The 24,685-nt window shown below is 72.1% G+C and carries 18 protein-coding genes; 12 read left to right on the top strand and 6 right to left on the bottom strand.

Features of this window, described 5'->3' with window-relative positions; translation table 11 throughout:
* Window positions 1-272: 272 nt before the first annotated feature.
* Window positions 273-596 (bottom strand): hypothetical protein, encoded by a 324-nt coding sequence (locus tag UK12_RS13645; RefSeq protein WP_197084830.1) that lies wholly within the window; start codon window positions 594-596, stop codon window positions 273-275.
* 538 nt (window positions 597-1,134) lie between these two features.
* Between UK12_RS13645 and UK12_RS13640 the strand changes: the two genes are divergently transcribed.
* A complete protein-coding gene (locus UK12_RS13640) occupies window positions 1,135-2,826 on the top strand; it encodes a hydrogenase maturation protein (protein ID WP_045303183.1) in 1,692 nt (563 codons plus the stop codon).
* A 134-nt stretch (window positions 2,827-2,960) separates the two neighbouring features.
* Here the strand turns inward: UK12_RS13640 and UK12_RS13635 are convergent, their stop codons facing one another.
* Window positions 2,961-3,734, bottom strand: coding sequence for an MHYT domain-containing protein (locus UK12_RS13635; RefSeq protein WP_045303182.1), 774 nt, complete (start codon window positions 3,732-3,734; stop codon window positions 2,961-2,963).
* A 331-nt stretch (window positions 3,735-4,065) separates the two neighbouring features.
* On the opposite strand from UK12_RS13635, the gene UK12_RS13630 reads away from it, so the two are divergent.
* A complete protein-coding gene (locus UK12_RS13630) occupies window positions 4,066-4,500 on the top strand; it encodes a MarR family winged helix-turn-helix transcriptional regulator (RefSeq protein ID WP_045303181.1) in 435 nt (144 codons plus the stop codon).
* A gap of 158 nt (window positions 4,501-4,658) precedes the next feature.
* Window positions 4,659-6,218, top strand: coding sequence for an MFS transporter (locus UK12_RS13625; RefSeq protein ID WP_197084829.1), 1,560 nt, complete (start codon window positions 4,659-4,661; stop codon window positions 6,216-6,218).
* Window positions 6,219-6,254: 36 nt separating this feature from the next.
* On the opposite strand, the gene UK12_RS13620 is transcribed toward UK12_RS13625, so the two are convergent.
* The gene (locus UK12_RS13620; RefSeq protein ID WP_197084828.1) at window positions 6,255-6,779 is read right to left on the bottom strand and encodes a GNAT family N-acetyltransferase; all 525 of its coding nucleotides are present in this window, start codon (window positions 6,777-6,779) and stop codon (window positions 6,255-6,257) included.
* A gap of 149 nt (window positions 6,780-6,928) precedes the next feature.
* On the opposite strand from UK12_RS13620, the gene thpR reads away from it, so the two are divergent.
* A complete protein-coding gene (gene thpR / locus UK12_RS13615) occupies window positions 6,929-7,525 on the top strand; it encodes an RNA 2',3'-cyclic phosphodiesterase (protein WP_045303179.1) in 597 nt (198 codons plus the stop codon).
* Between the two features lie 228 nt (window positions 7,526-7,753).
* Here the strand turns inward: thpR and UK12_RS13610 are convergent, their stop codons facing one another.
* Window positions 7,754-9,514, bottom strand: coding sequence for a glycoside hydrolase family 35 protein (locus UK12_RS13610; RefSeq protein ID WP_045303178.1), 1,761 nt, complete (start codon window positions 9,512-9,514; stop codon window positions 7,754-7,756).
* Between the two features lie 129 nt (window positions 9,515-9,643).
* Between UK12_RS13610 and UK12_RS13605 the strand changes: the two genes are divergently transcribed.
* Complete coding sequence (locus UK12_RS13605; RefSeq protein WP_045303177.1) at window positions 9,644-10,555, top strand: AraC family transcriptional regulator; 912 nt, start codon at window positions 9,644-9,646, stop codon at window positions 10,553-10,555.
* Window positions 10,556-10,777: 222 nt separating this feature from the next.
* Here UK12_RS13605 and serC read toward each other — a convergent pair whose 3' ends face one another.
* Window positions 10,778-11,896: a phosphoserine transaminase gene (gene serC / locus UK12_RS13600; protein ID WP_045303176.1), complete on the bottom strand. Its 1,119-nt coding sequence runs from the start codon at window positions 11,894-11,896 to the stop codon at window positions 10,778-10,780.
* 143 nt (window positions 11,897-12,039) lie between these two features.
* Window positions 12,040-13,140, bottom strand: a complete 1,101-nt coding sequence (locus tag UK12_RS13595; RefSeq protein ID WP_045303175.1) for a citrate synthase 2 — start codon at window positions 13,138-13,140, stop codon at window positions 12,040-12,042.
* 326 nt (window positions 13,141-13,466) lie between these two features.
* Here UK12_RS13595 and pdxH point away from each other — a divergent pair, with 326 nt between their 5' ends.
* From pdxH to UK12_RS13560, 7 genes are all read left to right on the top strand, one after another.
* Complete coding sequence (gene pdxH / locus UK12_RS13590) at window positions 13,467-14,165, top strand: pyridoxamine 5'-phosphate oxidase (RefSeq protein WP_231591189.1); 699 nt, start codon at window positions 13,467-13,469, stop codon at window positions 14,163-14,165.
* Between the two features lie 350 nt (window positions 14,166-14,515).
* Window positions 14,516-14,698 carry an FxSxx-COOH cyclophane-containing RiPP peptide gene (gene fxsA, locus UK12_RS13585; protein WP_045303174.1) on the top strand — a complete coding sequence of 61 codons (183 nt, stop codon included), beginning with the start codon at window positions 14,516-14,518 and terminating at the stop codon, window positions 14,696-14,698.
* Window positions 14,699-14,724: 26 nt separating this feature from the next.
* Window positions 14,725-17,124, top strand: a complete 2,400-nt coding sequence (locus UK12_RS13580) for an FxsB family cyclophane-forming radical SAM/SPASM peptide maturase (protein ID WP_045303173.1) — start codon at window positions 14,725-14,727, stop codon at window positions 17,122-17,124.
* Between the two features lie 27 nt (window positions 17,125-17,151).
* On the top strand, window positions 17,152-17,940 hold the full coding sequence (locus UK12_RS13575) for an aminoglycoside N(3)-acetyltransferase (RefSeq protein ID WP_045303172.1): 789 nt from the start codon (window positions 17,152-17,154) through the stop codon (window positions 17,938-17,940).
* A gap of 200 nt (window positions 17,941-18,140) precedes the next feature.
* Window positions 18,141-19,508, top strand: coding sequence for a TIR-like protein FxsC (locus UK12_RS13570; protein ID WP_197084827.1), 1,368 nt, complete (start codon window positions 18,141-18,143; stop codon window positions 19,506-19,508).
* Window positions 19,505-23,521: an FxSxx-COOH system tetratricopeptide repeat protein gene (fxsT, locus tag UK12_RS13565; RefSeq protein WP_082119581.1), complete on the top strand. Its 4,017-nt coding sequence runs from the start codon at window positions 19,505-19,507 to the stop codon at window positions 23,519-23,521. The genes UK12_RS13570 and fxsT overlap by 4 nt, the downstream gene beginning before the upstream one ends.
* Window positions 23,522-23,679: 158 nt before the next feature.
* Window positions 23,680-24,666 (top strand): 2-hydroxyacid dehydrogenase, encoded by a 987-nt coding sequence (locus tag UK12_RS13560; protein ID WP_197084826.1) that lies wholly within the window; start codon window positions 23,680-23,682, stop codon window positions 24,664-24,666.
* Window positions 24,667-24,685: the final 19 nt, after the last annotated feature.

The following is a 24,685-nucleotide window of genomic DNA, read 5'->3' as shown; positions in this document are numbered from 1 at the left end:
ACGGGGATGGTGACTTCTTCGGGGAGCCGGTGGAGGGCCTGGCGCCGGATGTGTGGCTGTGGGTGCGGGGGCTATGTGGCTGGCCGGCGTGAAGCGCTCGGTGCGGCACGGGAGTTGAACGGGCTGCTGGCCGGGTACGGGGTGGAGCGGTGGCAGTTGGAGCTCCCGCCCGGCGACCTGGGAATCCGGCTGCCAGAACGTTCGGTAGTACGGTGCGTTCGCCGGGTCCGGGACTTCCAGCAGGGGGACGCCGCGCCGCTCCGGCAGGCGCTTCAGCTTCTCGAACCGAAGCCTGGGGCGAATCGCCCGTAGCGGGTGCGCAGCGTCTTGTCGGCGAGCGTGCGGTTCCGGTGGGCGAGCCTGTGGACCTGCAAGGTGAAGTGGTGGCCCGACCAGGGGTGGTCGGCGGAGGCGCGATCCCAGAAGAACTCGGTCAGGCCGTAGTCGCGGACCATGTTGTGATCGTCGAGGACGGCCTCACCGAAGTCCGGGCCCAGGATGGCGGTGACGCGATCGGGAGAGTCCGTCGGGCGCGCGCCGAGCACGGTGCCGGTGGCGACGACGTCCATGTAGAACGCCAGGGAGTACGGGGTCAACCGCTGTTCCTCGATGCAGGTCGGTCGAATGCGGTGTGCGGGGGCGTCCCCCGGTCACGGGCGTCGCCTGGGACCTGCCGTGAGACCCGGTCCTCAATGTTCCGGAGCCCTCGTCCCGGCCGGCCTGGCGCGAACGCTACTCCACCCTGCGGACGGAGGTCCCCGGCACTGCTTCACGTCCGGTGGCCGACCGGCGCCGGTGGTCCGGTGATCGTCGCGCGGGGTGGGGGTCGGGTGGGTATCGGGCGGATATCGCAGGGGTGATCGTTCTGGGGATCGGACGGGCGATTGGTCGGAGATTTGTGCGAACCCGGTGAGAGTCCGGGAGTTGGGGCCATCCGGGGGCTGTTGCGTGTGCATGACCATGGTTGGATGAGCCGGCCCGGGGTCGGGCGGGTGTCCTGTGCTGCGCGCCCCGGTGATGTGAAGTCGACGTGATGCCGGGATGTGCGTACTGCCGTCGGGGCCCGCGTGCACCATGGGACGGACAGATCCGGGGGACTTCACAGCACTGCTGACACCACTGTCGGAGGGCACCTTGCGCATCCTGCTGATCGCCAGCGCGTTCAACAGCCTCACCCAGCGCGTTCACACCGAACTGCGGGACCGGGGCCATGCCGTCGGCGTCGAACTCGCTCTCGGAGAAGAGGCGGTGCGGGCCGGGGTGGCCCGGTTCCGGCCCGAGCTGATCCTGGCGCCGATGCTCACCCGGGCGATACCGGAGGACGTCTGGTCGCAGCACACCGTGCTGATCGTGCATCCCGGTCCCAAGGGCGACCGGGGCCCGTCCTCGCTGGACTGGGCGATCCACGAGGAGGCGTCCCAGTGGGGCGTCACGGTGCTGCAGGCCGTCGCCGAGATGGACGCCGGGCCGATCTGGGCCTCGGTGCCGTACTCCGTACCGCGCTGCGGGAAGAGCGAGTTGTACCGCAACGAGGTCTCCGACGCGGCCCTCGAAGCGGTCCTGCTGGCGGTCGAGCGCTTCGAGATCGGATGGTTCGCCCCCGAGCCGCTGGACTACGGACGCTGGGACGTCCAGGGGCGGCTGCGCCCGTACCACGCCCAGGAGTTCAGGCGGATCGACTGGGCGGTGGACGACACCAGGACGGTGCTGCGCAAGCTGCGGGCCGCGGACTCGCAGCCCGGCGTGCTGGACGAGCTGTACGGGCGTGAGTACTTCCTGCACGGCGGGCACGCCGAGGACGAACTGCGCGGCGTACCGGGCACCGTGCTCGCCACCCGGGACGGCGCGATCTGCCGGGCCACCGTGGACGGGGCCGTCTGGATCCCGCAGCTGCGCCCGCGCCGCACCCCCGGCGGGCCCGCGACCTTCAAGCTGCCGGCCGCCCAGGTGCTGGGCGGACTGCTCTCGGAGGTGCCGGAGCTGCCGCTGTCGCCGGTGGCGGCGGCCTGGCGGGACACCTGGTCGGAGATCCGCTACCGGGAGGAGGGGCGGGTCGGCTACCTCGAATTCGCCTTCCCGAGCGGGGCGATGAGCACGGAGCAGTGCCGCCGCCTGCTGGCCGCGTACCGGGAGGCGGTGGACCGGCCGACCTCCGTCCTGGTGCTCGGGCCTGGCCGGGACTTCTTCTCCAACGGCATCCATCTGAACGTGATCGAGGCCGCCGCCGACCCCGCCGAGGAGTCCTGGCAGAACATCAACGCCATGGACGACCTGGTCGAGGCGATCCTCACCACCGGCGACAAGCTCACCGTCGCGGCGCTGGCCGGGAACGCGGCGGCCGGCGGCCTGATGCTGGCGATCGCGGCGGACGAGGTGTGGTGCCGGGAGTCGGCGGTGCTCAACCCGCACTACCGGCTGATGGGGTTGTACGGCTCCGAGTACTGGACGTACACCCTGCCGCGCCGGGTGGGCGGCGAGTGGGCGGCCCGGCTGGCCACGGCCGCGCTGCCGGTCGGCACCCGGCAGGCCCGGCTGCTCGGCCTGGTGGACCGGACGAAGTCCGGCAGCGCGGCCGAGTTCCGGTCCTGGACCGTGCGGCAGGCCGAAGCGCTGGCGGTCGGGCCGGAGTTGGAGGCGCGGCTGCTGGAGAAGAAGCGGCAGCGCGCGGAGGACGAGGCGGCGAAGCCGCTCGCGGCCTACCGGAAGGAGGAGCTGGCCGAGATGCGGCGCAACTTCTGGGCCCCGGACGAGCCCTACCACGCGCTCCGCCGGGCCTTCGTGCACAAGGTCTGCCCGGTTGCCACGCCGGAGCACCTCCGGGGCTGACGGAGCGAGGGGCGCGGGGAACCGCGCGGGACGGAGGACGGCCGGCGGTAGCGCCCTGCGTGGGCCGGTACCGGTCGGCGCCTTCCGCCTCGCGCGGTTCCCCGCGCCCCTGATCGCTTCCTGCCGTTGCGGGACTACCTGCGGAGCGGCGCGGCCCGGCCGGTGAGGACGGGCTGCCGCTTCGCGCTCTTGCTGGGGGCGACGGCGAAGGCGAGTGCGCTGGCGAAGACGTACGTGCCGAGTCCCACCGCGAGCGGGAAGATGAACTCCAGCGCCACGACGCCGCTGGCTGCGGAGTCCTGGCCGGGGTCGAGGTGCACCGAGACGGCTGCCATGCCGGTGTAGTGCATCGCGCAGACCGCCACGCCCATCACGGGGGCGGCGGCCGCCACGGCGAGCGTGCCCTCGATGTTCAGCGCGGCCCAGAGCGCGGCGGTGGCCGCGACGACCGCGATGGCGACCGAGGCCCCGACCGTGACGTGGTCGTACGAGAGCGAGCCGGGCAGCCGCATGGCCGCCATCCCCAGATAGTGCATCGCCGCGACCCCGAGGCCGGTGAACACCCCGCCCGCCAGCACGGCGCCGAGCGGGCGCTTGCTGTAGCCGATGGTGAAGATGCCCACGCCGACCACGCCGACCGCCACCAGCAGGCTGAGCGTGGTCAGCGGCACGTTGTAGCGGATCTGGACGCCGGAGACGGTGAAACCGAGCATGGCGATGAAGTGCATGCTCCAGATGCCGAGCCCCAGCGAGAACGAGGCGAACGTGAGCCAGTTCCGGCGGGTCGACCCTTCGGTGAGCAGAGCCCAGCGGGTACTGCGTAGCGCCAACAGCGAGCCGATACAGGCGACGACGTACGAGATCGCCGGTGTCAGCCAGCCGTAGACAGCATGGTTGATGTGACCCAAGAGGAACTCCCTGGACGGGGGTGCATGCCGGTGTGCCGTGTTCCTGACAGCGGGCACAGTAACGACGCGTCCGGATGTGGGCAAGGTTGGTGTTTTCGGTGAACTCCCAGTTCAGAGGGGTTACTTCACGATCAGCACACGAGCCGTGGGCGAAGCTCCACGGGATTCCCAGGCTTGCCCCGTGAGGTAAAGGCCCGGCGGGGGAGTCGTGCCGCAGCCCGTAGGGCGGCCTGGGCGGCAGGGCGGACGGCAGGGCGGGGACGGGTGGCCGGGCGGTCGTTCGCGCCGTAATCAATTTTCTTTAGCGAGGGTAATGACGTAGGCTAAGGACATGCCCGAGATGTCCGAGGAGGACCTCGCAGCTGTGAGCCAGCTGCGGTCGTCCGCGATGCGCCTTGCCCGACGACTGCGACACCAGCGTGTCGAGGAGTCGCTGAGCCCTACCGAGATGGGGGTGCTCGGCACCCTGGGGCGGTGCGGCCGGGCCACGCCCGGCGAGCTCGCCAGGCGTGAGCACGTGCAGCCGCCGTCCATGACCAGGATCATCGCGATGCTGGAGGAGAAGGGGCTGGTGCAGCGCGAGCCGCACCCGGAGGACCGCCGCCAGGTGGTCGTCAGCAGTACCGAGCAGGCCGACGCGATCCTCGCGGAGAGCCGTCGCCGCCGGAACGCCTGGCTGGCCGAGCTGGCCGAGGGGCTCAGCGAGGAGGAGTGGGCGGTGCTCAAGGGGGCCGCTCCGGTGCTCTACAAGCTGGCCCACCTCTGAGCGGGCCCGGCGCCCGGCCCGGGGGCCGGGGCTGAGCCGCGTCGACATCGACACATCGGGACCGAACGAAGGAGCACCGCATCACCGCAGGACCGAAACCTGACACCAGCCGCGCGGCGATCGTCCTGCCGACCGCCGCGCACCGAGGGGAGACCACCGTGACACCGCCGGCCGCAGTCAGCGCCGCCGCCATCCGAATCGACGACTCCACCACCGACCAGGCGGCCGCCACCGCTGCCTCCGCCGAGAGCCAGGCTCCCACGCCCGTGGGACTGCCCGGCACCGGCGACGACGACCCCGACGAACGCACCGCGGCGGCCTCCACCGCCGCGCCGAGCCCCGCCGACGCCGCCGCTTCGAGCGGCCGCACCGGTTCGACCGGCCACGAAGGCCCGACCGGCCCGACCGGGGCGCGTTTCACCCGGCCCGGAGGGATGTTCTCCTCCCTGCGGATCCGCAACTACCGCTACTACTTCGCCGGCCAGGTGGTCTCCAACACCGGCACCTGGATGCAGCGCATCGCCCAGGACTGGCTGGTGCTGAGCCTGACCGGCAGCCCGTTCGCGGTCGGTGTGACCACTGCGATGCAGTTCCTGCCCATGCTGCTGTTCGGCATCTACGGCGGTGTGCTCGCCGACCGGATGCCCAAGCGGCGCCTGCTGGTCGTCACCCAGGGTGTGATGGGCCTGCTGGCCGCCGGACTGGCCGTGATGACCGTCAGCGGTACCGTCACGCCCTACTACGTCTACGCCTTCGCGCTGCTGCTCGGCCTGGTGACCGTGGTGGACAACCCGACCAGGCAGGCGTTCGTGAGTGAGATGGTCGGTCCCAAGGACCTGGCCAACGCGGTCAGCCTGAACGCGGCCAACTTCCAGACCGCGCGGCTGGTCGGCCCGGCGGTGGCCGGTCTGCTGATCGCCGCCGTGGGCAGCGGCTGGGCCTTCGCGGTCAACGCGCTCTCCTTCGTGGCCGTGATCGGCGGCCTGCTGGCGATGCGCGGCAGTGAGCTGCGGCCGGTCGCGCCGATCGCCCGCGAGAAGGGCCAACTCCGGGAGGGGCTCCGGTATGTGAAGGAGCGTCCGGAGCTGCTCTGGCCGATGGTGCTGGCCGGTTTCATCGGGACCTTCGGGTTCAACTTCGCGACCGTGCTGTCGGGTTTCGCGTACGACGTGTTCAAGGTGGGCGCGGGCGAGTACGGCCTGCTGAACACCGGGATGGCGGTCGGCTCGCTGGTCGGCGCGCTGCTGGCCGCGCGGCGTGGCGCGCCCAGGCTGCGGAGGCTGGTCCTGGCGGCGCTGCTGTTCGGCGCGCTGGAGGTGCTGGCGGCCTTCGCGCCCGGGTACTGGACCTTCGCGGCGCTGCTGCCGCTGATCGGCGTCTTCGGCCTGACCTTCAACACCTCGGTGAACTCGATGCTCCAGCTCGCCACCGAACCCGAGATGCGGGGACGCGTGATGGGCCTGCTGGTCCTGGTGTTCACGGGCGGTACGCCGATCGGCGCCCCGCTGGTCGGCTGGGTCACCGCTGCGTACGGGCCCCGGCTGGGCCTGCTGGCCTGTGGTGTGGTGTCGGCGGCGGCCGCCGCCGTGGTCGGCCTGGTGCTGGCGCGGGTGGCCGACCTCCGGGTGCGGGTGGACCTGCACCCGGGGCGCGGTGGGAGAGTCGTCGCGGTGGTTCCGCGTACCATCCCGAAGCAGCGCCTGGCGACTGCCTGCTGACGGTGAGTCGGATGTGAGGTGGCCTCCGGTGCCGGATCAGACCCTGATCTCCAGGATCTGCCCGCGCCAGAGGCCGCTCGGCTGTTCGACCTCGAAGGTTTCGGTCGGCGTGAAGCCCAACTCCAGGTACTGGCCGACCAGTCGGCGATCCCCGTCGGCGTAGCAGTCCACCCGGACCAGCCCGATCCCCCGGCGCCGGGCCTCCGCCAGGGCGTCCGCGATCAGGGCCGCGCCGATGCCAGACCCCTTGCGGCTGCGGTCGGTGACCAGGTTGCGCACGTACAGCTCGCGCTCGTCGGCCACGGTGGCGTGCTTGTTGGCCTGCTCGGAGACCACGCAGCAGCCGATCACGGTGCCCTCCTCGTCCTCGGCCAGCCGGACCAGGAAGGTGTCGGCGTCGCCGGTGTAGGCGTGCACCCGCTCGACGGCGGCGGGAAGGCTGGACCACGGCTGGTCGCCCCACTGGCCGGTGCGGCCGAGCGAGACCAGCCAGGCCACGGCGCCGTCGAGCAGGTTCAGTACGTCGGCCGTGTCGTCGGGGCCACCGGTGCGAATCTTCATGCGAACGTTTCTACCCGTTCGGGGGCGGTGCACGGAAGAACTTTCGGGTCGGGGTCGGGGCCGGGCCGTCGGCCGAGGTGGGGCCGAGGTGGGGACCGCTCAGGGGTGTCGGGGGCGGGGAGCGCCGGTCCGGCGGGGAGGATGAGGCCATGAGGCTCTTTGTGGCAGTGGATCCGCCGGTGTCGGCGGTGCAGGAACTGGCGGACGCCGTGGCGCCGTTGCGGGAGTTGCCCGGTGCGGACCGGCTGCGCTGGACGGGTGTCGACGGCTGGCACCTGACCCTGGCCTTCCTCGGCGAGGTCCCGGTGACGGAGGTCCCGCAGCTGGAGGAGGTGCTCGCGCGGGCGGCGGCCGTGAACGGTGCGCACCGGTTGCGGATCGCGGGCGGCGGCTGCTTCGGCGACCGGGTGCTCTGGGCCGGGATGGACGGCGAGACCTGGGCCCTGCGCAGGCTCGCGGAGTCCGTCCGGGAGGGGATCGGCGAGCTCGGCCTGCAGACCGACGAGCGCGGCTTCCACCCGCACCTGACGCTGGCCCGCGCCGGGTCCAGCCACGGGCGCAGCCGGGCGGTACGGCGCTCCGCCCCCGGGGAACTGCAGGGCATGGCGGCGGCCCTGGAGGACTTCCGGGGGAGCGAGTGGGAGGCGGGCGAGCTGCGGCTGATGCACAGCACCCTCGGCTACGGGCCGACCAGGTACGAGCAGGTACGGGCCTGGCCACTGGCCCGGTGGGAGGCCTCCTCATAGCGGCGCAGGGGGCCACAGGGGCAGCGGGTTGTCTTCAGGGGCGCGGGGAACTGCGCGAATCCGGAAGGCGACTGCCTTGGGCCGGACCCCGCGGGTCAGTTGCACCCTGCCCCCGAGTGTGGCGGTGCAACTGATCCACCGGAGGTGTGTGCGGGCCCGTGCCTTCCGTTTCGCGCAGTTCCCCGCGCCCCTGAAGACACCCCCGCGCCCCTGAGAACGACCCGGCCCTCAGGGAGTCAGGGGATCGCCGCGCAGTTCGATGGACTGTGGTGCGGTGTCGCCGAGTTCGAGCAGGATCAGCTCGTTGCGGCCGGTCCGCAGCAGCGGCTGCGGGCAGTACAGGGCGCGTTGCGGGCCTCGTTCGTCGTACCGGCCGAGCAGGAAGCCGTTCACCCAGAGGTAGCCGCGCTGCCCGCCGGGAACGGCCAGGTAGGTGTCCCCGGTGGCGGCCAGCTCCAGGATGCCGCGGGCCAGCCCCGACTCGTCGGTGTCGAAGGCGAGTTCGGGCAGCGGCGCGGCCAGGTCGAAGACCTCCGCCCGGCAGCCGTGCAGGTACTGCCGTTCGTGCCGGACACCGCCGGTGATGCCCTTGCACTCCCCGCCGCGTGGGCCGTAGTTCACCCGGCCGAGCGAGTCCACCAGCAGCTCGACGAGGGCTCCGCCCGCCACCCGGACCGGCTCCTGCGCCACCCCGCGCGCCAGCTCGGCGACCCGCTCGCCGTCCACCAGCAGTACCGCCCGATCGTGCAGTCCCTCGACGGTGAGCGGGAGTTCGGGCCGTGGGGCGGGGGTGCGGAAGCTGTACCTGACCAGGCCGTGCTCGATCCCGAGCTCCTCGAAGGAGGGCGGGACGGCGGACTCCACCGGCGCGCCGAACGGGATCGCGGCCCGCCCGGTCAGCGGGACCGTCGCCGGCTCCAACAGGTCGGGCAGCGCCGGGAGGTGGGGCGGGACGGCGGAGCGGAACCGGGCCTGTTCGGGGTGCTCCGCCGCGAACTCCGCCAGGACCCGGCGGAACAGTTCGTACTTCGGCGTCGGCGCACCGCGTTCGTCCAGCGGGGCGTCGTAGTCGTACGAGGTGGTGACCGGCTGGTACGGCGACTGCGTCCAGTCGGTGGAGTTGAACGGCGGGTCGGCGTGGTTGGCCCCGGCGCCGGTCCCGAAGTTGCTGCCGCCGTGCGCCAGATAGAGGTTGACCGAGGCGCCCGCCGCCAGGATCCGGCGCAGCGTGTCGGCGGCGTCGGCGGCGTCCCTGGTGTGGTGCGGCTCGCCCCAGTGGTCGAACCAGCCGTTCCAGTACTCCATGCAGAACGGCGGGTCCTGCGGCCGGTGGCGGCGCAGCGTCTCGAAGGCCGCCTCGGGTTCGGACCCGAAGTTCACGGTGGCGAGGACCCCGGGCACGGTGCCCCCGGTCAGCATGTGGTCCTCGGGACCGTCCGAGGTGAACAGCGGTACGGTGACGCCCCGCCGCCGCAGCCCGTCGGCCAGCTGCCGCAGATAGCCGGCGTCGCTGCCGTAGGAGCCGTACTCGTTCTCCACCTGCACCATGAGCACGTTGCCGCCCCGGTCCACCTGCCGTGCCACGACGGCGGGCAGCACGGCGTCGAAGAAGCCGTCCACGGCGGACAGGAACTCCGGGTCACTGGTCCTGGCCCGCCGTCCGACCCGGGCGGTCAGCCAGCCGGGCAGGCCGCCGTTGTCCCACTCGGCGCAGATGTACGGGCCGGGCCGGACGATGGCCCAGAGCCCTTGGCGGTCGGCCTCGTCCAGGAAGCCGGCGAGTTCGGCCAGCCGCCGGAACTCGCCGGGCCTCGGTTCGTGCAGGTTCCACGGGACGTAGGTCTCGACCGTGTTGAGGCCCATCGCGCGCAGGGCCGCCAGCCGCTGCGGCCACTGCTCGGGTCGGGTGCGGAAGTAGTGCAGGGCGCCGGAGAGGATCCGCAGCGGACGGCCGCCGAGGCGGAAACCTGCGGAGTCGTAGGTGAGCATGCGCCCAGCCTGCGGGAGCGGCGGGCCGGAAGCCATGGACAAAGCCCCGGGGCGTGTTGGACTGTCGAGGCCGACCGCATCGGCGGGAAGGGCGGCAGCACGAAGGGCGGCGACGCGAAGGGCGGCGACGTGGAGCGGTGGTGGCAGTACCTGACGCCGGGGCCGGCCCAACTCTCCACCGGCCTGGCCTGCCTGGGCGTCGGAAGGCAGCACGGCCGGCTGCCGGTGGTCGGCCCGCGCACGCTGGACCACTGGGTGGCCGTGGTGGTGACCGGCGGCCGGGGCTGGTTCGCGGGCGGCGACGGCGTACGCCAGCCGGTGCGCGCCCCGGCTGTGCTCTGGTTGCGCCCCGGCGTGAGCCACCACTACGCGCCGGACGGGGACGGCTGGTCCGAGTCCTTCGTCGACTTCACCGGCAGCGCCACTGCGGGCTACGCCGAACTGGGCCTGCTGCCCGATGTCCAGGTCACCCCGCTGACCGGGGTGGCGGCGGCTCAGCGGGTGATCGGCAGGATCGCGGCCGCCTGCCGGCGCGGCGGGCCGCTGGCCGGGGTGGAGGCGGGCGCCGGGGTGCACGAGCTGCTGGTCGAACTGGGCCGCCGGCGGGCCGACCTGGACCCGGACAGCGAGCCGGTGCTGGAGCTGCTGCGCCGCAACGCCTGCCTGCCGCTGTCGGTCGCCCAGCACGCCCGCCGTGCCGGGCTGACCGTCGCCGAGCTGCGGCGCGCGGTGCAGGCGGGCGGCGGGGTCGGACCGAAGGAGTACCTGCTGACCGTCCGGCTGGACGAGGCCAAGGAACTGCTGGCCGCCGGCGAGCTCCCGGTCGCGGCGGTGGCCCGCCGGGTCGGCTACGAGGACCCGGCCTACTTCACCCGGATCTTCACCCGCCGGGTCGGCCTGCCGCCCTCGGTGTTCCGGGCCCGGCGGTACCGGGGGGACGGCGAGCTGCGGGCGGTACGGCGCCGGGAGCCGGCCGAGGAGCCCGCGCGGTCGTCCGGGCCGGAGCGGGGGAGTGCCGAGGCTCCCGGAGCCACCCGGTAACCTCGATGAACGTGGACCCCAAGACTCGTATGCGGATCGTGTCCGGCGCGCTCGTACTGCTGCTGGCAGTGGTGCTGATCAGGTCGCTGGTGAACTGGTAACCCTCAGCACACCCCCCCCCGGGGCCGGCCGCGCACGGCCGGAGTCGCCCGGGGCAGGAGACGACCGGACGGCGGCGCGGTTCCCCGCGCCGCCGTCCGGCTACCCGTGGCAGGGCAGTGGTTACAGCTTGCCGACCACGTAGTCGATGCAGGTGGTGAGGGCCTGGACGTCCGCCGGGTCGATCGCCGGGAACATCGCGATGCGCAGCTGGTTGCGGCCCAGCTTGCGGTACGGCTCGGTGTCCACGATGCCGTTGGCGCGCAGCGCCTTGGCGATCGCGGCGGCGTCGATCGACTCGTCGAAGTCGATGGTGCCGACCACCTGCGAGCGCTCCTCGGGCTTGGCCACGAAGGGCTGCGCGAAGGGGGACTTCTCCGCCCAGGTGTACAGGATCGAGGAGGACTCGGCGGTCCTGGCCACGGCCCAGTCCAGGCCGCCCTGGCCGTTCAGCCACTCCAGCTGGTCGGCCAGCAGGAAGAGGGTGGAGAGCGACGGGGTGTTGTAGGTCTGGTCCTTCGACGAGTTGTCGATCGCCGTCGGCAGGTCGAAGAACGGCGGGATGTACCGGCCGGAGGCGGCGATCTCGGCGGCACGCTCCAGGGCGGCCGGGGAGAAGGTCGCCAGCCAGAGCCCGCCCTCGGAGGCGAACGACTTCTGCGGGGCGAAGTAGTAGACGTCGGTCTCGGTGATGTCGACCGGCAGGCCGCCGGCGCCCGAGGTGGCGTCCACCAGGACCAGCGAGCCCTCGTCCGCACCCGCCGGGCGGCGGATCGGCATGGCGACACCGGTCGAGGTCTCGTTGTGGGTGAGCGCGTACACGTCCACCCCGGGCTCGGCGGTGGCGGTCGGGTGGGTGCCGGGATCGGTCTTGATCACCGACGGCTCGGCCAGCCACGGCGCGGCCTTCACCGAGGAGGCGAACTTGGAGGAGAACTCACCGAAGTTGAGGTGCTGGGACTTCTCGCGGACCAGCCCGAAGGCCGCGATGTCCCAGAACGCGGTGGAGCCGCCGTTGCCGAGCACGACCTGGTACCCCTCGGGGAGGGAGAACAGGCTGCTCACGCCTTCGCGGACGCGCTTGACCAGGTTCTTGACCGGGGCCTGGCGGTGCGAAGTGCCCAGCAGGGAGGTTCCGGTGGCGGCGAGGGCACTCAGTGCCTCGGGGCGCACCTTGGACGGGCCGCAGCCGAATCGGCCGTCAGCGGGCAGATGTTCAGCGGGGATCTGGATCTGAGCCACGGGCGCAGCCTAGTGCTTCGCCCTGGGCGCGCAAGGCGCTTGTCCGCCCGCTGAGATGTGATCTTTCCCTGGTCGGGCGGGTCCGGAAGGCACTTCCGAACCCGCCCGAACGAGTGATATGCCGTCAGCAGACCGGCGACCCGTCAGTGGGCGATCGACTCCCAGCCCTCGATCTCGCGCGGGCTGCGCGGGCCGGGGCCGATGTAGCGCGCGGAGGGGCGCACGAGGCGTCCGGTGCGCTTCTGCTCCAGGATGTGCGCCGACCAGCCGGCCGTGCGGGCGCAGGTGAACATCGAGGTGAACATGTGCGCGGGGACCTCGGCGAAGTCCAGCATGATCGCGGCCCAGAACTCCACGTTGGTGGCCAGCACGCGGTCGGGGCGGCGGTTGTGCAGCTCCTCCAGTGCGGCCTTCTCCAGCGCCTCGGCGATCTCGAAGCGCGGCGCGCCGAGCTCCTTGGCGGTACGGCGCAGCACCCGGGCGCGCGGGTCCTCGGCGCGGTAGACGCGGTGGCCGAATCCCATCAGGCGCTCGCCCTTGTCCAGCGCCTGGCGCACGTAGCCGGCGGCATCGCCGGTGCGCTCGATCTCCTCGATCATGCCCAGCACGCGCGAGGGCGCACCGCCGTGCAGCGGGCCGGACATCGCGCCGACGGCGCCCGACAGGGCCGCCGCCACATCCGCGCCGGTCGAGGCGATGACCCGGGCGGTGAAGGTGGAGGCGTTCATGCCGTGCTCGGCGGCGGAGGTCCAGTACGCGTCCACGGCCTTGACGTGCTTGGGGTCCGGCTCGCCCCGCCAGCGGATCATGAACCGCTCGACCACGGTCTCGGCCTTGTCGATCTCGCGCTGCGGCACCATCGGCAGGCCCTGGCCGCGCGCGGACTGCGCGACGTACGAGAGCGCCATCACCGCGGCCCGGGCGAGGTCGTCGCGGGCCTGCTCGGCGGAGATGTCCAGCAGCGGCTTGAGGCCCCAGACCGGGGCGAGCATGGCCAGCGCGGACTGCACGTCGACCCGGATGTCACCGGAGTGCACCGGGATCGGGAACGGCTCGGCGGCCGGCAGGCCCGGGTTGAACTTGCCGTCCACCAGCAGGCCCCAGACGTGCCCGAAGGAGACATGACCGACCAGGTCGTCGATGTCCACGCCTCGGTAGCGCAGTGCGCCGCCTTCACGGTCGGGCTCGGCGATCTCGCTCTCGAAGGCGACTACTCCCTCAAGCCCGGGTACGAAATCGGACATCAGACGGCTCCCTCAGTGATCCGGTCCGACGGACGCCATGGTGGGGCGGTCCCGTCGGGTGACCGATGGTGGTTGGCACTCGGTGCCAGGGTGGCAGGCACGGAGTGCATTACGCCATACACCACCACGGTGATGTTTCCCCTAGGGCCACATCCAACCCGGTTCCGGGGCTGATATCGCCAGCGGACATTCCGGAGAGTTCCGGACGATTCCGGACATACTCCCTGAGTGGCAGGCGGCGCCGAGACGGCGAGACACCTTATCTCCCACCCGGGTTTCCCCGGACGTAGCGGTACCCGGCGCTTGTCGTACGGGATGATGTTGGCGTGCCTACCGCGGAACGCCACCCGACATCCCTGACCACGCCGAGCGAGGACCGGCCGGGTCCGGACCTGACCGTGATGCGCAAGCATTACCAGCACGAGGGCCTGGGCGAGGAACAGCTCGCCGCCGACCCGGTCACCCAGTTCACCCGGTGGTTCCACGAGGCCGACGAGGCCGGTGTGGTGGAGCCGAACGCCATGGTGCTCTCCACCGCGGACGCCCAGGGCCGCCCGAGCTCGCGGACCGTCCTGCTCAAGGGCTACGACCGGCGCGGCTTCGTCTTCTTCACCAACTACGGTTCGCAGAAGGGAAGTGAACTGTCCGTCAATCCCCATGCGGCGCTGCTCTTCCCGTGGGTCGCGATCGCCCGCCAGGTGCAGGTGGCCGGCCGGGTGGAGAAGGTCGGCCGGGACGAGACGGCGGCCTACTTCCGTACCAGGCCGCACGGTTCGCAGCTCGGCGCCTGGGCCAGCGAGCAGTCCAGCCCGGTGGGCAGCCGGGAGGTGCTGGAGCAGCGATACGCCGAACTGGAGCGCCGCTACCCGGAGGGTGAGGGCGTGCCCGTTCCGCCGTTCTGGGGCGGGTACCGGGTGGTCCCCGAGCGGGTGGAGTTCTGGCAGGGCCGGGAGAACCGGCTGCACGACCGGCTGCGGTACGTCGCCGAGGGCGGCGGCTGGCGGGTCGAGCGGCTCTGTCCGTAGCCCGTCGGCAGGCCGCTGCCGACCGCTGCCGTGATCATGGCTGGTCTACGCCAGTTGCAGTAGCCCGGTGGTCCGCCGATGCGATGGAACGGCCGGTCGGGCCGGTGTTTCTCCCGGCCTTTCCCCTAGGCTCGGATGCCGGCGGCCCGGGCGCGCGGCTATAGCTGATGCCGTCAGTCGCAGTAGTGCGATTCGCTCGACATACTGAACCAATTCACTCGGACGGGTTAATTACGGGGAAACCGCAGGCGCCTCTCGGGATACTCGCCGTTGGGTGGACCAGGGCGAGGGGAGGGCTTCTGTGTTTAACCCGACCCCTCACCGTTCCACTCGCAGAAACGAGACATCACATGGTCGCCGCACTCGTCACCGGGCCAGCTGACCGCGAGGCCGTCGAGGAGCCAGCCCCACGGGCCTCGCTCGCCTCCCTCGCCGCTCTGGGTACCGACAGGCTCACCTCCGATCTGCACCGGGTGCTGCCCGGCGGTGATTCGGGCCGACTCGCCGTGGCGGCCTTCAACTCCTCGATCTGACGGGCTGATACGGCCGGCAGACGCTGATGTCCCCCTTGACGGTCCCGTTCTCCCAGTTCGTCCTCAAAGTGCACAGCCGGTGCGATCTCGCCTGCGACCACTGTTATGTGTACGAACACGCCGACACCAGCTGGCGCGGCAAACCGCGCGCGGTCTCCGAGCGAGTGCTGGTGGCAGCGGCCGAACGGATCGCCGAACACGCCAGGGTGCACCGTCTGCCGGCTGTCCACGTGGTCCTGCACGGCGGCGAACCCCTGCTGGCAGGCCCGGCCCTGCTGCGCCGGGCCGCCGAGGAACTCCGCCGGGCCCTCCCGCCCGGCTGCGCCCTGGATCTGCGGATCCACACCAACGGCGTGCTGCTCAGCCGGGCCTTCTGCGACCTCTTCGCCGAGCTGGAGATCAAGGTCGGGATCTCGCTCGACGGCGACCGGGCCGCCAACGACCGGCACCGCAGGTTCGCGGACGGGCGCAGCAGCCACGCCAAGGTGATCGCGGCGGTCGAGCTGCTCCGGCTCCCCGAGTACCGGCACCTCTACGCCGGGCTGCTCTGCACCATCGACGTGGAGAACGACCCGGTCGCCGTCCATGACGCACTGGTCGCGCTCGAACCGCCCCGGATCGACTTCCTCCTCCCGCACGCCACCTGGGACCAGCCGCCGAAGCGGCCGTCCGGCGCGGGCCGAGTGCCCTACGCAGACTGGCTGATGGCCGTCTACGACCGCTGGACGGCCCAGGGCTGTCCCGTCCCGGTGCGCACCTTCGACTCCGTGCACCGCACCCTGCGGGGGCAGTCCAGCCTCACCGAGTCGCTCGGACTCGACCCGGCCGACCTGGTCGTGATCGAGACGGACGGCACGCTGGAGCAGGCGGACAGCCTCAAGACCGCCTACGACGGCGCACCGGCCACCGGCTTCGACCTCTTCACCCACACCCTGGACGAGGTGGCCGCCCATCCCGGGATGGTGGAGCGCCAGTCCGGGCTGGCCGGGCTGTGCGAGGAGTGCCGTTCCTGTCCCGTGGTCCGCTCCTGCGGCGGTGGCCTCTACGCGCACCGCTACCGCAGCGGACGGGGCTTCGCCAATCCCTCCGTCTTCTGCGGGGACCTGATGAGACTGATCACCACCATCCGGGACCGGGTGGCGACCCGCGCCGTCGTACCCGCCCAGAGCGCACCGGTCGAACCGGTGCTCACCGAGCGCCAGTTGGACGAGCTGGCCGGCGGACACGGCAGCGCGTCGACGGTGGCCGCCCTGGCCGGCGCCCAACTCGGCGTCACCCGGCGGCTGCTGGCGGCGCTCGCGGGCGAGCCCGGCGAACCCTGGTCGCTGCTGACCGAGTTGGACGCCCGTGCCCCCGAGGCACTGGACGCGGTGCTCGCCCACCCCTATGTCCGCGCCTGGGCGGTGCGCTGCCTGAGCGGCGAGCCGGGCGCCGACCTCGGATCGCTCGCCGAGATCGCGGCCGCCGCGGCGCTGCGGGCCGGCCTGGACTTCGAGCTGCCGGTGCCGGTCCGCGGCGGCGCGGTGCACCTGCCGACGCTCGGCCGGGTGCTCACCGTCGGTGCGGGCCGGGCCGAACTGCGCGGCACCGCGGACGGGTTCACCGTGCGCGGGGTCCGGGTCGGCTGGGACTCGGCGGGCGGCGCGCAGTGGCAGCCGGTCCGGCGGCTCGCGCTGGCCGGCGGCTGGACGGTCGCGCTGGAGGACACCGACCCCCAGCGCGACAGCCACCAGTGGCCGGTCGAGGACCGCCTGGGAGAGGCCGAACTGCTCGGCTGGACGGGTGCGCTGCGCGAGGCCTGGGAGCTGATCCTGCGCGATCTGCCCGGTCACGCCGCCGGCCTGCGGGTCGGACTCGGCACCATCACGCCGCTCCGCTCCGCCCCGGCGGGCCGGGACGTCAGCGCGGCCGCCCGGCAGGCGTTCGGCGCCGTCGGCATCGCCAGGCCCGCCACCGCGCCGACCCTGGCGCTGCTGATCGCGCACGAGTTCCAGCACGTCAAGCTGGGCGCGGTGCTGGACTTCCACGACCTGTACGACCCGGCGGACGAGGGCCGCTACTACGCGCCCTGGCGGCCCGACGCGCGCCCGCTGGAGGGGCTGCTGCAGGGGACGTACGCGCACCTGGCGGTCACCGAGTACTGGGCCACCCGGGTCCGGGCCTACGACGGGCTGCCGGGCGAACCGGCCGACCACGCGCGGGTGGAACTCGCGACCTGGCGGGCGCACACCGCGCAGGCCCTGGAGACGCTGGCGGGCTCCGGTGCGCTGACGGCGGCCGGGGCGTGTTTCGTCGAGGGGATGCACGCCGGGCTCACGCCCTGGCTCCGACTGCCGCTCCCGGCCGAGGCCGAGAGCGCCGCACGCCGGGCCGCGGAGCAGAACCTCGCCGAGTGGCGCGCCCGCGCCGCGCTGGCCGGCTCCTGACCTCGGACTCCGCGGGAGGGGGCGGCGATGCACGGCGTGGACCGGCTGACGGCGGATCTGGGCCGACTGGGCGTCGAGCGGGGCGAGACGCTGCTGGTGCAGTCCTCGCTCCGCTCGATCGGGCCGATGGCGGACGGCGCCGCCACCCTGCTGGAGGCCCTGCTGCGGGCACTCGGCCCCGACGGCACGCTGGTGGTCTACACGGCGACGCCGGAGAACTCCAACACCTCCCGGCTGGCCCTGGCGCCCACCGACGGGATGACCCCCGGACAGCGCCAGGCGTACTGGGACGCCAGACCGCCGTTCGATCCCGCGCGGACGCCCACATCGAAGATTCTCGGCCACTTTTCCGAGCTGGTCCGCAGCCATCCGAAGGCGGTGCGCAGCAGCCATCCGCAGACCTCCTTCACCGCGCTCGGCAGTCGGGCAAGGGAGTTGATGCGCGGTCACCGCTGGGCCGGACACCTGGGTCAGCACTCGCCGGTCCAGAAGCTGTACGACCGGGGGGCCCGGGCCCTGCTGATCGGGGTGCCCGTCTGGTGCTGCACCGCCTTCCACCTGGCCGAGTACCGGCAGGACGAGCCGCCCATGCAGCGCTACGGCTGTGTGGTCACCGACCGCAGGGGGCAGCGGCGCTGGGTGCACTTCGAGGCCGTCCACCTGCGGGACGAGCACTTCGAACCGATGACCGCCGCGCTGGAGGCGGGCATGCCGAGCCTGCTCGCGGGTACTCTCGGTGATGCGAGCTGCTACCTCCTGCGGATCGCCGAGGGAGTGGACGTGGCGGACAAGTTCCTCCGCGATCACCGCAGTTGAATCTTCGCAGCCCAGCCACCCTGGTTGACGCGAGCACGTACGGTCGGCCGGTGTCGCCCTATTCCCTTGGGGAAGCCCGGGTTCCTAGACTGACAGCCCCTCCGTGGGGGAACGACGTAACTGGGAACTGGACGTAGTACCGGCTACGTCCAGTGCGGTACACCACCATCACACACCGGACGGTCTCGGGGGAGGCGCGTGTGTACGACGACCCTGGGGGTTGGGACGAGGACGCGGCACGGCCGTACTTCTTCCTCAGCTACGCGCACACTCCGCGTGCGGGTACCAGAGGAGCGGGAGACCCCAACCACTGGGTGAGCAAGCTGTACGACGACCTCTGCGAGGCCGTGCTCCAGCTCACCGACCTGCCGGACGGCGCGCCGGTCGGTTTCATGGACCAGTCCATGCACCAGGGGACGTTGTGGGCGAAACGACTCTCCCAGGAGCTGGCCACCTGCCGGGTCTTCGTCCCGCTCTACTCCCCGCGCTACTTCAACAGCCTGGCCTGCGGCCAGGAGTGGTACTCCTTCACCCAGCGCCCGGTCTACCCGGAGCGCTCCACCTCGGAGCAGAGCAGCGGCATCGTTCCGGTGCTCTGGGTGGCCATGGGCAACTACCAGCTGCCCGAGGTGGCCAGCCAACTCCAGTTCAACCACAGCAGTTTCGGCCCCGACTACGCGGCCGAGGGCCTGTACGCGCTGATGAAGCTGAGCTACTTCCGCACCTCGTACGAGCTGGCCGTGCACCGCTTGGCGAAACGTATCGTGGACGTCGCCGAGGCGACGGTGATCCCGGTCGGGCGCCCGCTCGACTTCCAGGCCCAGCCCAGTGCGTTCAAGGCGCTCGCACCCACCAAGCAGCTGCGGATCTCGGTGTTCTCCTACCGGCAGTCGGAGCTGCCCGAGGGGCGCAACCCCGACTACTACGGGCCGCGCCGGGTCGACTGGCACCCCTACCAACCGCAGTCCGCACGGCCGTTGGCCGAGCACGCGATGCGGCTCGCCAAGCAGCTGGGCTTCCATCCGAGCATCCACGAATTCGACCAGGAGGCCGAGGAGATCCTCTCGAACGGCGAGCCGGCCGCGCCCGGCCTGGTCCTGCTGGACCGCTGGGCGCTGCGGGACGAGGAGCGGCGGGAAATCGTCGCCCGATTCGATCGCACCAACCCGCCCTGGGTGAGCGTGCTGGAACCGTGGAACACCTCTGATGCGGACTGTGTCGAGCAGGACCGTCCGCTGTCCGAACTCAGCGCCACCACATTGAAGTTCAAACGCCGCGAAGCCAAACCGAGTTTCCAGGAGGACGCCGCAGGGCTGGCCACGCTGGAGGACTTCGAGGACGCACTGCCACGGGCCGCGATGCGGGCCAAGTACGCCTTCGAGGACCGGTCCAGAGGCGGCCAGACCAGGCCGGGTGCACCCAAGCCCAGCCTGCGGGAGGCCTTCGGCGGGGAGCCCAGACCGTGGCGGCCCGGGACGGGACGCAGCGAGCCGGGCAGTCAGGAGGCGGCCCGTGTCGAGGAGGACGGTCTTCCCCCGGGGGCCGGTCTCGGGGGAGGAGAAGCATGACCGAGAACCCGACCAGGAACCTCCGGCTGCGCGCGCAGAGCGCCATCGTGCCGGAGACCGAGCCGCAGGCGAACGAGGACCGGCAGGGCCGGATCGTCACCTTCTACTCGTACAAGGGCGGCACCGGGCGCACCATGGCACTGGCCAACACGGCCTGGATCCTGGCCGCCAACGGCTTCCGGGTGCTCACCGTCGACTGGGACCTGGAGGCACCGGGTCTGGCCCGCTTCTTCCATCCCTTCCTGGATCCGGCGGCGCTCGCCGGGACCACCGGGATGATGGACCTGATCACCGAGTACCGGGAGGAGGCGCTGCGCGAGGTCGACCACGCCCCCAACTGGCACGAGGACTTCGCCCGGGTCCACCCGCACGCCCTCTCGCTCTCCTGGCCCGGCTTCCCGGCCGGCGGCAGCCTGGACTTCCTCTCGGCCGGCCAGCCCAACCGGGACTACTCCGAGACCGTCGGCCGGCTGGACTGGGACCTGTTCTACGAGCGGTTCGACGGCGGGCAGTTCTTCGACGCACTGCGCCGGGACATGAGCCGCCGCTACGACTACGTCCTGATCGACAGCCGGACCGGGCTCTCCGACATCGCCGAGATCTGCACCGTGCAGATGCCCGACGACCTGGTGGTCTGCTTCACCCTCAGCGACCAGAGCATCGAGGGCGCCTCCAAGATCGCCCAGCACATCAACGACCGGTACCGGGAGCGCGGCATCCGGATCCTGCCGGTGCCGATGCGGATCGACGAGGGCGAGAAGGAGAAGGCCGATGCCGGGCGGGCGCTGGCCCGACTGCGGTTCGGCGGCCTGCCCGAGGGCCTGGCGGACGAGGAACTCGCCCAGTACTGGGGCTCGGTGGAGGTCCCGTACCGGCCCTTCTACGCCTACGAGGAGATCCTGGCCACCTTCGGCGACCAGGTCGGGACGCCCACCTCGATGCTGGCCGCCTGCGAGCGGATCACCTCGGTGATCACCAAGGGCCGGGTCACCGGCCTGCCTCCGGTGGACGAGGAGGTCCGGCTGCGCTTCGTGGACGCCTACACCCGGCGCCGTCCGACCGTCCCGGCCGACCTGTACCTGTCGTACGTGCCCGAGGACCGGATGTGGGCGGACTGGATCGCCGCGGTGCTGGAGAACGCCGGGTTCCGGGTGGTGCCGCGGGACTTGGGCGCGGGGGCGGACTCGCGCTCGGAGACCGAGCGGGGCATCGACGCCGCCTTCCGGACGGTCGCCGTGTTCTCGGCCGCCTATCTGCGCTCACCGCAGGCCAAGGCGCTGTGGGACTCGATGGCGGGCTTCGATCCGGCGGGCACCCGGCGCCAGCTGGTCCCGGTCCGGGTCGGCGACGTCCGGCTCGCCGCACCGTTCAACAACCGCAACCCCGTCGACCTGGTGGGCCGCGACGAGGACCAGGCGGCGGCGATCCTGCTGCGCGCGCTCGGCCGGGGCGACACCGCCGGCGAGAACGTCGGGGCGGTCCCGCGCTTCCCCGGCACCAAGCCCGCGTACTGGTCCGTGCCGCAGCGCAACCCCTCGTTCACCGGCCGCGCCAAGGTCCTCGACGAGCTGCGCGACCAACTGGTCGGCGGCCCCACGGTGGTGCTGCCCACGCCGCAGACGCTCTACGGGCTCGGCGGCGTCGGCAAGACCCAGCTCGCGCTGGAGTACGCCCACCGGTACATGTCGCACTACGACCTGGTCTGGTGGATCGACGCCGAGCAGACCGAACTCGTCCCCTCCACGCTCGCGGACCTCGCCTCCCGGCTCGGACTCAGGGTCGGCGACAGCGTCAACGAGGCCGCCGAGGCCGCCCGGGAGGCGCTGCGCCGGGGCACCCCGACCTCCCGCTGGCTGCTGATCTTCGACAACGCCGACGAGCCCTCCGAGATCCGCCGGTACTTCCCCGGCGGCTCCGGGCACATCCTGGTGACCTCGCGCAACCAGGCGTGGTCCGGACAGGCCGGGGTGCTCGGCGTCGACGTCTTCACCCGCGGCGAGAGCATCGAGCACCTGACCCGCCGTACCCGCGGCCTCTCCCGGCAGGACGCCGACCGGGTGGCCGACGCGGTCGGCGACCTGCCGCTGGCCGTCGAGGTGGCGGCCGCCTGGCTGGACACCACCCGGACCCCGGTGGACACCTACGTCGCCCAGCTGCACGCCGAGGCCACCAAAGCCCTCGCGGTCGGCCGCCCCGCCGACTACCCCAGCCAGGTCGGTGCCACCTGGAACGTGTCCATCGCCCGGCTGCGCGAGCAGTCCCCGGCGGCGGTACGGCTGTTGCAGCTCTGCGCGTTCTTCGCGCCGGAGCCGATCTCGATGGACCTCTTCTACAGCGACCAGATGATCCGCGCCCTGGTCCGGTACGACGAGGACCTCAGCGACACCTTCATGCTCGGCAAGGTGATCCAGGCGGTCGGCCGGTACGCGCTGGCCAAGGTGGACGCGGCCAGCAACAGCTTCCAGGTGCACCGCCTGGTCCAGGCCGTGGTCCGCTCCGAGATGAGCGAGGACGACCGGCTGAACGCCATGCACGAGGTGCACCGCATCCTGGTGGGCGCCCGCCCGGTGCTCGGCGACACCGACAACCCGGCCAACTGGCCTCGCTTCGAACGGATCTGGCCGCACCTGACACCCTCCCGCGCCCAGGACTGCGACGAGCGCGAGACCCGTGAACTGCTCATCGACCGCGTCCGCTACCTGTGGAAGCGCACCGACCTCGACCGGGCCCGCGCGCTGGCCGAGCAGCTGGACGCCACCTGGGTCGAGCGGCTGTCCGGCGAGGGCGACGACCTCGAACGCCGCAACCTCCGCCGCCAGATCCTCAGCCTCAACTTCCAGCTCGCCAACGTGGTCCGCTCGCAGGGGAACTACTCCGACGCACTGCAGCTCGACGAGTCCACCCTGGCCGGGCAGCGGGAGCTGCTCGGCGAGCACAACCCGTACACCCTGATGACCGCCGGTTCGCTCGGCGCCGACCTGCGGGCGCTCGGGCGGTTCCAGGACGCGCTCGACCTCGACCTCGAAACCTACAGCCAGTTCCGGGAGTTGTTCGGCGACGAGAACGCCCGCACGCTCTCCATCGCCAACAACCTGGCCATCGACTACCGCCTGGTGGGCGACAGCGAGGCCGCCCGCGACCTCGACCAGGAGACCTTCGACCGCCGCCTCGCCGTCCTCGGCCCCAGGCACCCGTACACCCTCTCCAGCAAGTCCAACCTGGCCCGCGACCTGCGCGAGGTCGGCGACTACAAGGGCTCGATCGAACTCCTGCGGGAGGTCACCGAGGAGCTCGCCGACGTCCTGCAGCCGGACCTGCCGGAGAACCTGCGCAACGCCAAGTCCCTTGCGGTGTCGCTGCGCCGGGAGGGGCATCTGCGGGAGGCCCGCCAACTCACCATGCAGACCTACGAGCGCTACCTCGACCGCTACGGCGCGGAGGCGGCGGACACCCTGGCCTGCGCGCTCAACCTGGCGGCCGACCACTCCGCCTCCGGCGACAAGGAGGCCGCCCGGGACCTCGCCACCACGGTCTTCGAGGGCCACCGGCGGCTGTTCGGCGACGAGCACCCGTTCACCCTGGCCTGCGAGAACAACCTCGGCATCTACCTGCGCGGCAGCGGCGAGGTCGAGGAGGCGATCCGGCGCGGCCGGCACACCGTGGCCGGTCTCGAGCGGGTGCTCGGCCCCGACCACCCGTTCACCCTCAACGCGATGATCAACCTGGCCAACGCGTACGGGGAGGACGGCCAGCTAGCCAAGGCGGAGGAGCTGGAGCGTACGGCGTTCGCGGGCCTGTGCAACCGGTACAGCCCCACCCATCCGGACGCCATCGCCTGCGAGGCCAACCTCGGGGTCACCCTGCGCAAGGCGGGCCGGCTCTCCCAGGCCACCGAACTGCGCGACCACGCGGTGGCCGAACTGATCCGTCTCTTCGGCGAGGAGCACCCCAACACGGTCTCCGCCCGGGGCTGGAAGCGGATCAACCGCGATCTGGAACCCCAGCCCGTGTAACGGAGGCGGCAACTTCCCGGGGCAAGGGTGAGCAAGTCAGGGGCGCGGGGAACTGTGCGACCAGCCCGCTACGGCGGTGCGGGGTCGGCGGCGCAGTTCCCCGCGCCCCTGGCGGCAGACCCAACTGCGTCGGCGAGCGGCGGGTACGCTGCCGAGCTGTGACCGAGACCTCGCCGCTGCCTCCCGTCCTTGTCACCCGCCGACTCGCACCGGGGGTGCTGGAACGGCTCACGCCGTTCTGCGCCGTCACCCTGCACGACGACGATCTGCCCATGAGCCGGGCCGAGCTGCTCAAGGCCGTGGCGGGCAAGGCGGCGGTCGTCACCACCCTGGACGACGTGGTGGACGCCGAGTTCCTGGACGCGGCCGGCCCCGGCCTGCGACTGGTCGCCAACCACGCGGTGGGCACCCACAACGTGGACCTCGCCGCCTGCGCCGCCCGCGCGGTCCCGGTCAGCAACACCCCCGGCGTGCTCACCGAAGCCACCGCCGACATGGCCTGGGCCCTGCTGCTGGCCGCCACCCGGCGGCTCGGCGAGGGGGAGCGGTGGCTGCGCTCCGGGCGGCCCTGGGCCTGGGCGCCCAACTTCCTGCTGGGCATGGAACTCTCCGGTACCCCGCTGGGCATCCTCGGCCTGGGCCGGATCGGCCAGGCCGTGGCGCGCCGCGCCGCCGCCTTCGGCATGCCGGTCGGCTACCACAACCGCACCCGGCCGGCCGTCGCCGCCGAGGACGGTCCGCGCTGGCTCCCGCTGGAGGAACTGCTCGCGCAGTCCCAGGTGCTGGTGGTCACCTGCCCGCTCAACGCCGGCACCCGGCACCTGCTCGACGCCGAGCGCCTCGCCCGGCTGCCCGCCGGTGCGGTCGTGGTCAGCATGACCGCAGGAGTGGTGGACGAGGAGGCGCTGGCCGCCGCGCTGGACTCCGGTGCGCTGTTCGCCGCCGCCGTGGACAACTTCGAGTGCGAACCCGCCGTCCCGGCCGCCCTGCTGGCGCAGGAACGCGCGGTACTGGCACCGCACCTGGGCAGTTCCACCGTCCGCACCCGGCAGGCCATGGGCGGCCTGGCCGTCGACAACGTGCTCGCCGTCCTGGCCGGCCGGGACCCGCTCACCCCGGTCGGCCCGGCCGGGGCACGGGGGTAGCCCGCCGGGGTCCGGGCCA

Origin of the sequence: Saccharothrix sp. ST-888 (genome assembly GCF_000955975.1) — a bacterium.
Classification (GTDB): Bacteria; Actinomycetota; Actinomycetes; order Streptomycetales; family Streptomycetaceae; genus Kitasatospora.
The sequence above is the reverse complement of the archived record's forward strand: the minus strand, read 5'-3'. Positions and strand labels throughout refer to the sequence as shown.

Coding starts and splice junctions, on each gene's coding strand:
- UK12_RS13630 (WP_045303181.1), top strand. CDS start 4,066: ATGCCCGAGATGTCCGAGGAGGACCTCGCAGCTGTGAGCCAGCTGCGG.
- UK12_RS13620 (WP_197084828.1), bottom strand. CDS start 6,779: ATGAAGATTCGCACCGGTGGCCCCGACGACACGGCCGACGTACTGAAC.
- thpR (WP_045303179.1), top strand. CDS start 6,929: ATGAGGCTCTTTGTGGCAGTGGATCCGCCGGTGTCGGCGGTGCAGGAA.
- UK12_RS13610 (WP_045303178.1), bottom strand. CDS start 9,514: ATGCTCACCTACGACTCCGCAGGTTTCCGCCTCGGCGGCCGTCCGCTG.
- UK12_RS13595 (WP_045303175.1), bottom strand. CDS start 13,140: ATGTCCGATTTCGTACCCGGGCTTGAGGGAGTAGTCGCCTTCGAGAGC.
- fxsA (WP_045303174.1), top strand. CDS start 14,516: ATGGTCGCCGCACTCGTCACCGGGCCAGCTGACCGCGAGGCCGTCGAG.
- UK12_RS13580 (WP_045303173.1), top strand. CDS start 14,725: ATGTCCCCCTTGACGGTCCCGTTCTCCCAGTTCGTCCTCAAAGTGCAC.
- UK12_RS13575 (WP_045303172.1), top strand. CDS start 17,152: ATGCACGGCGTGGACCGGCTGACGGCGGATCTGGGCCGACTGGGCGTC.
- fxsT (WP_082119581.1), top strand. CDS start 19,505: ATGACCGAGAACCCGACCAGGAACCTCCGGCTGCGCGCGCAGAGCGCC.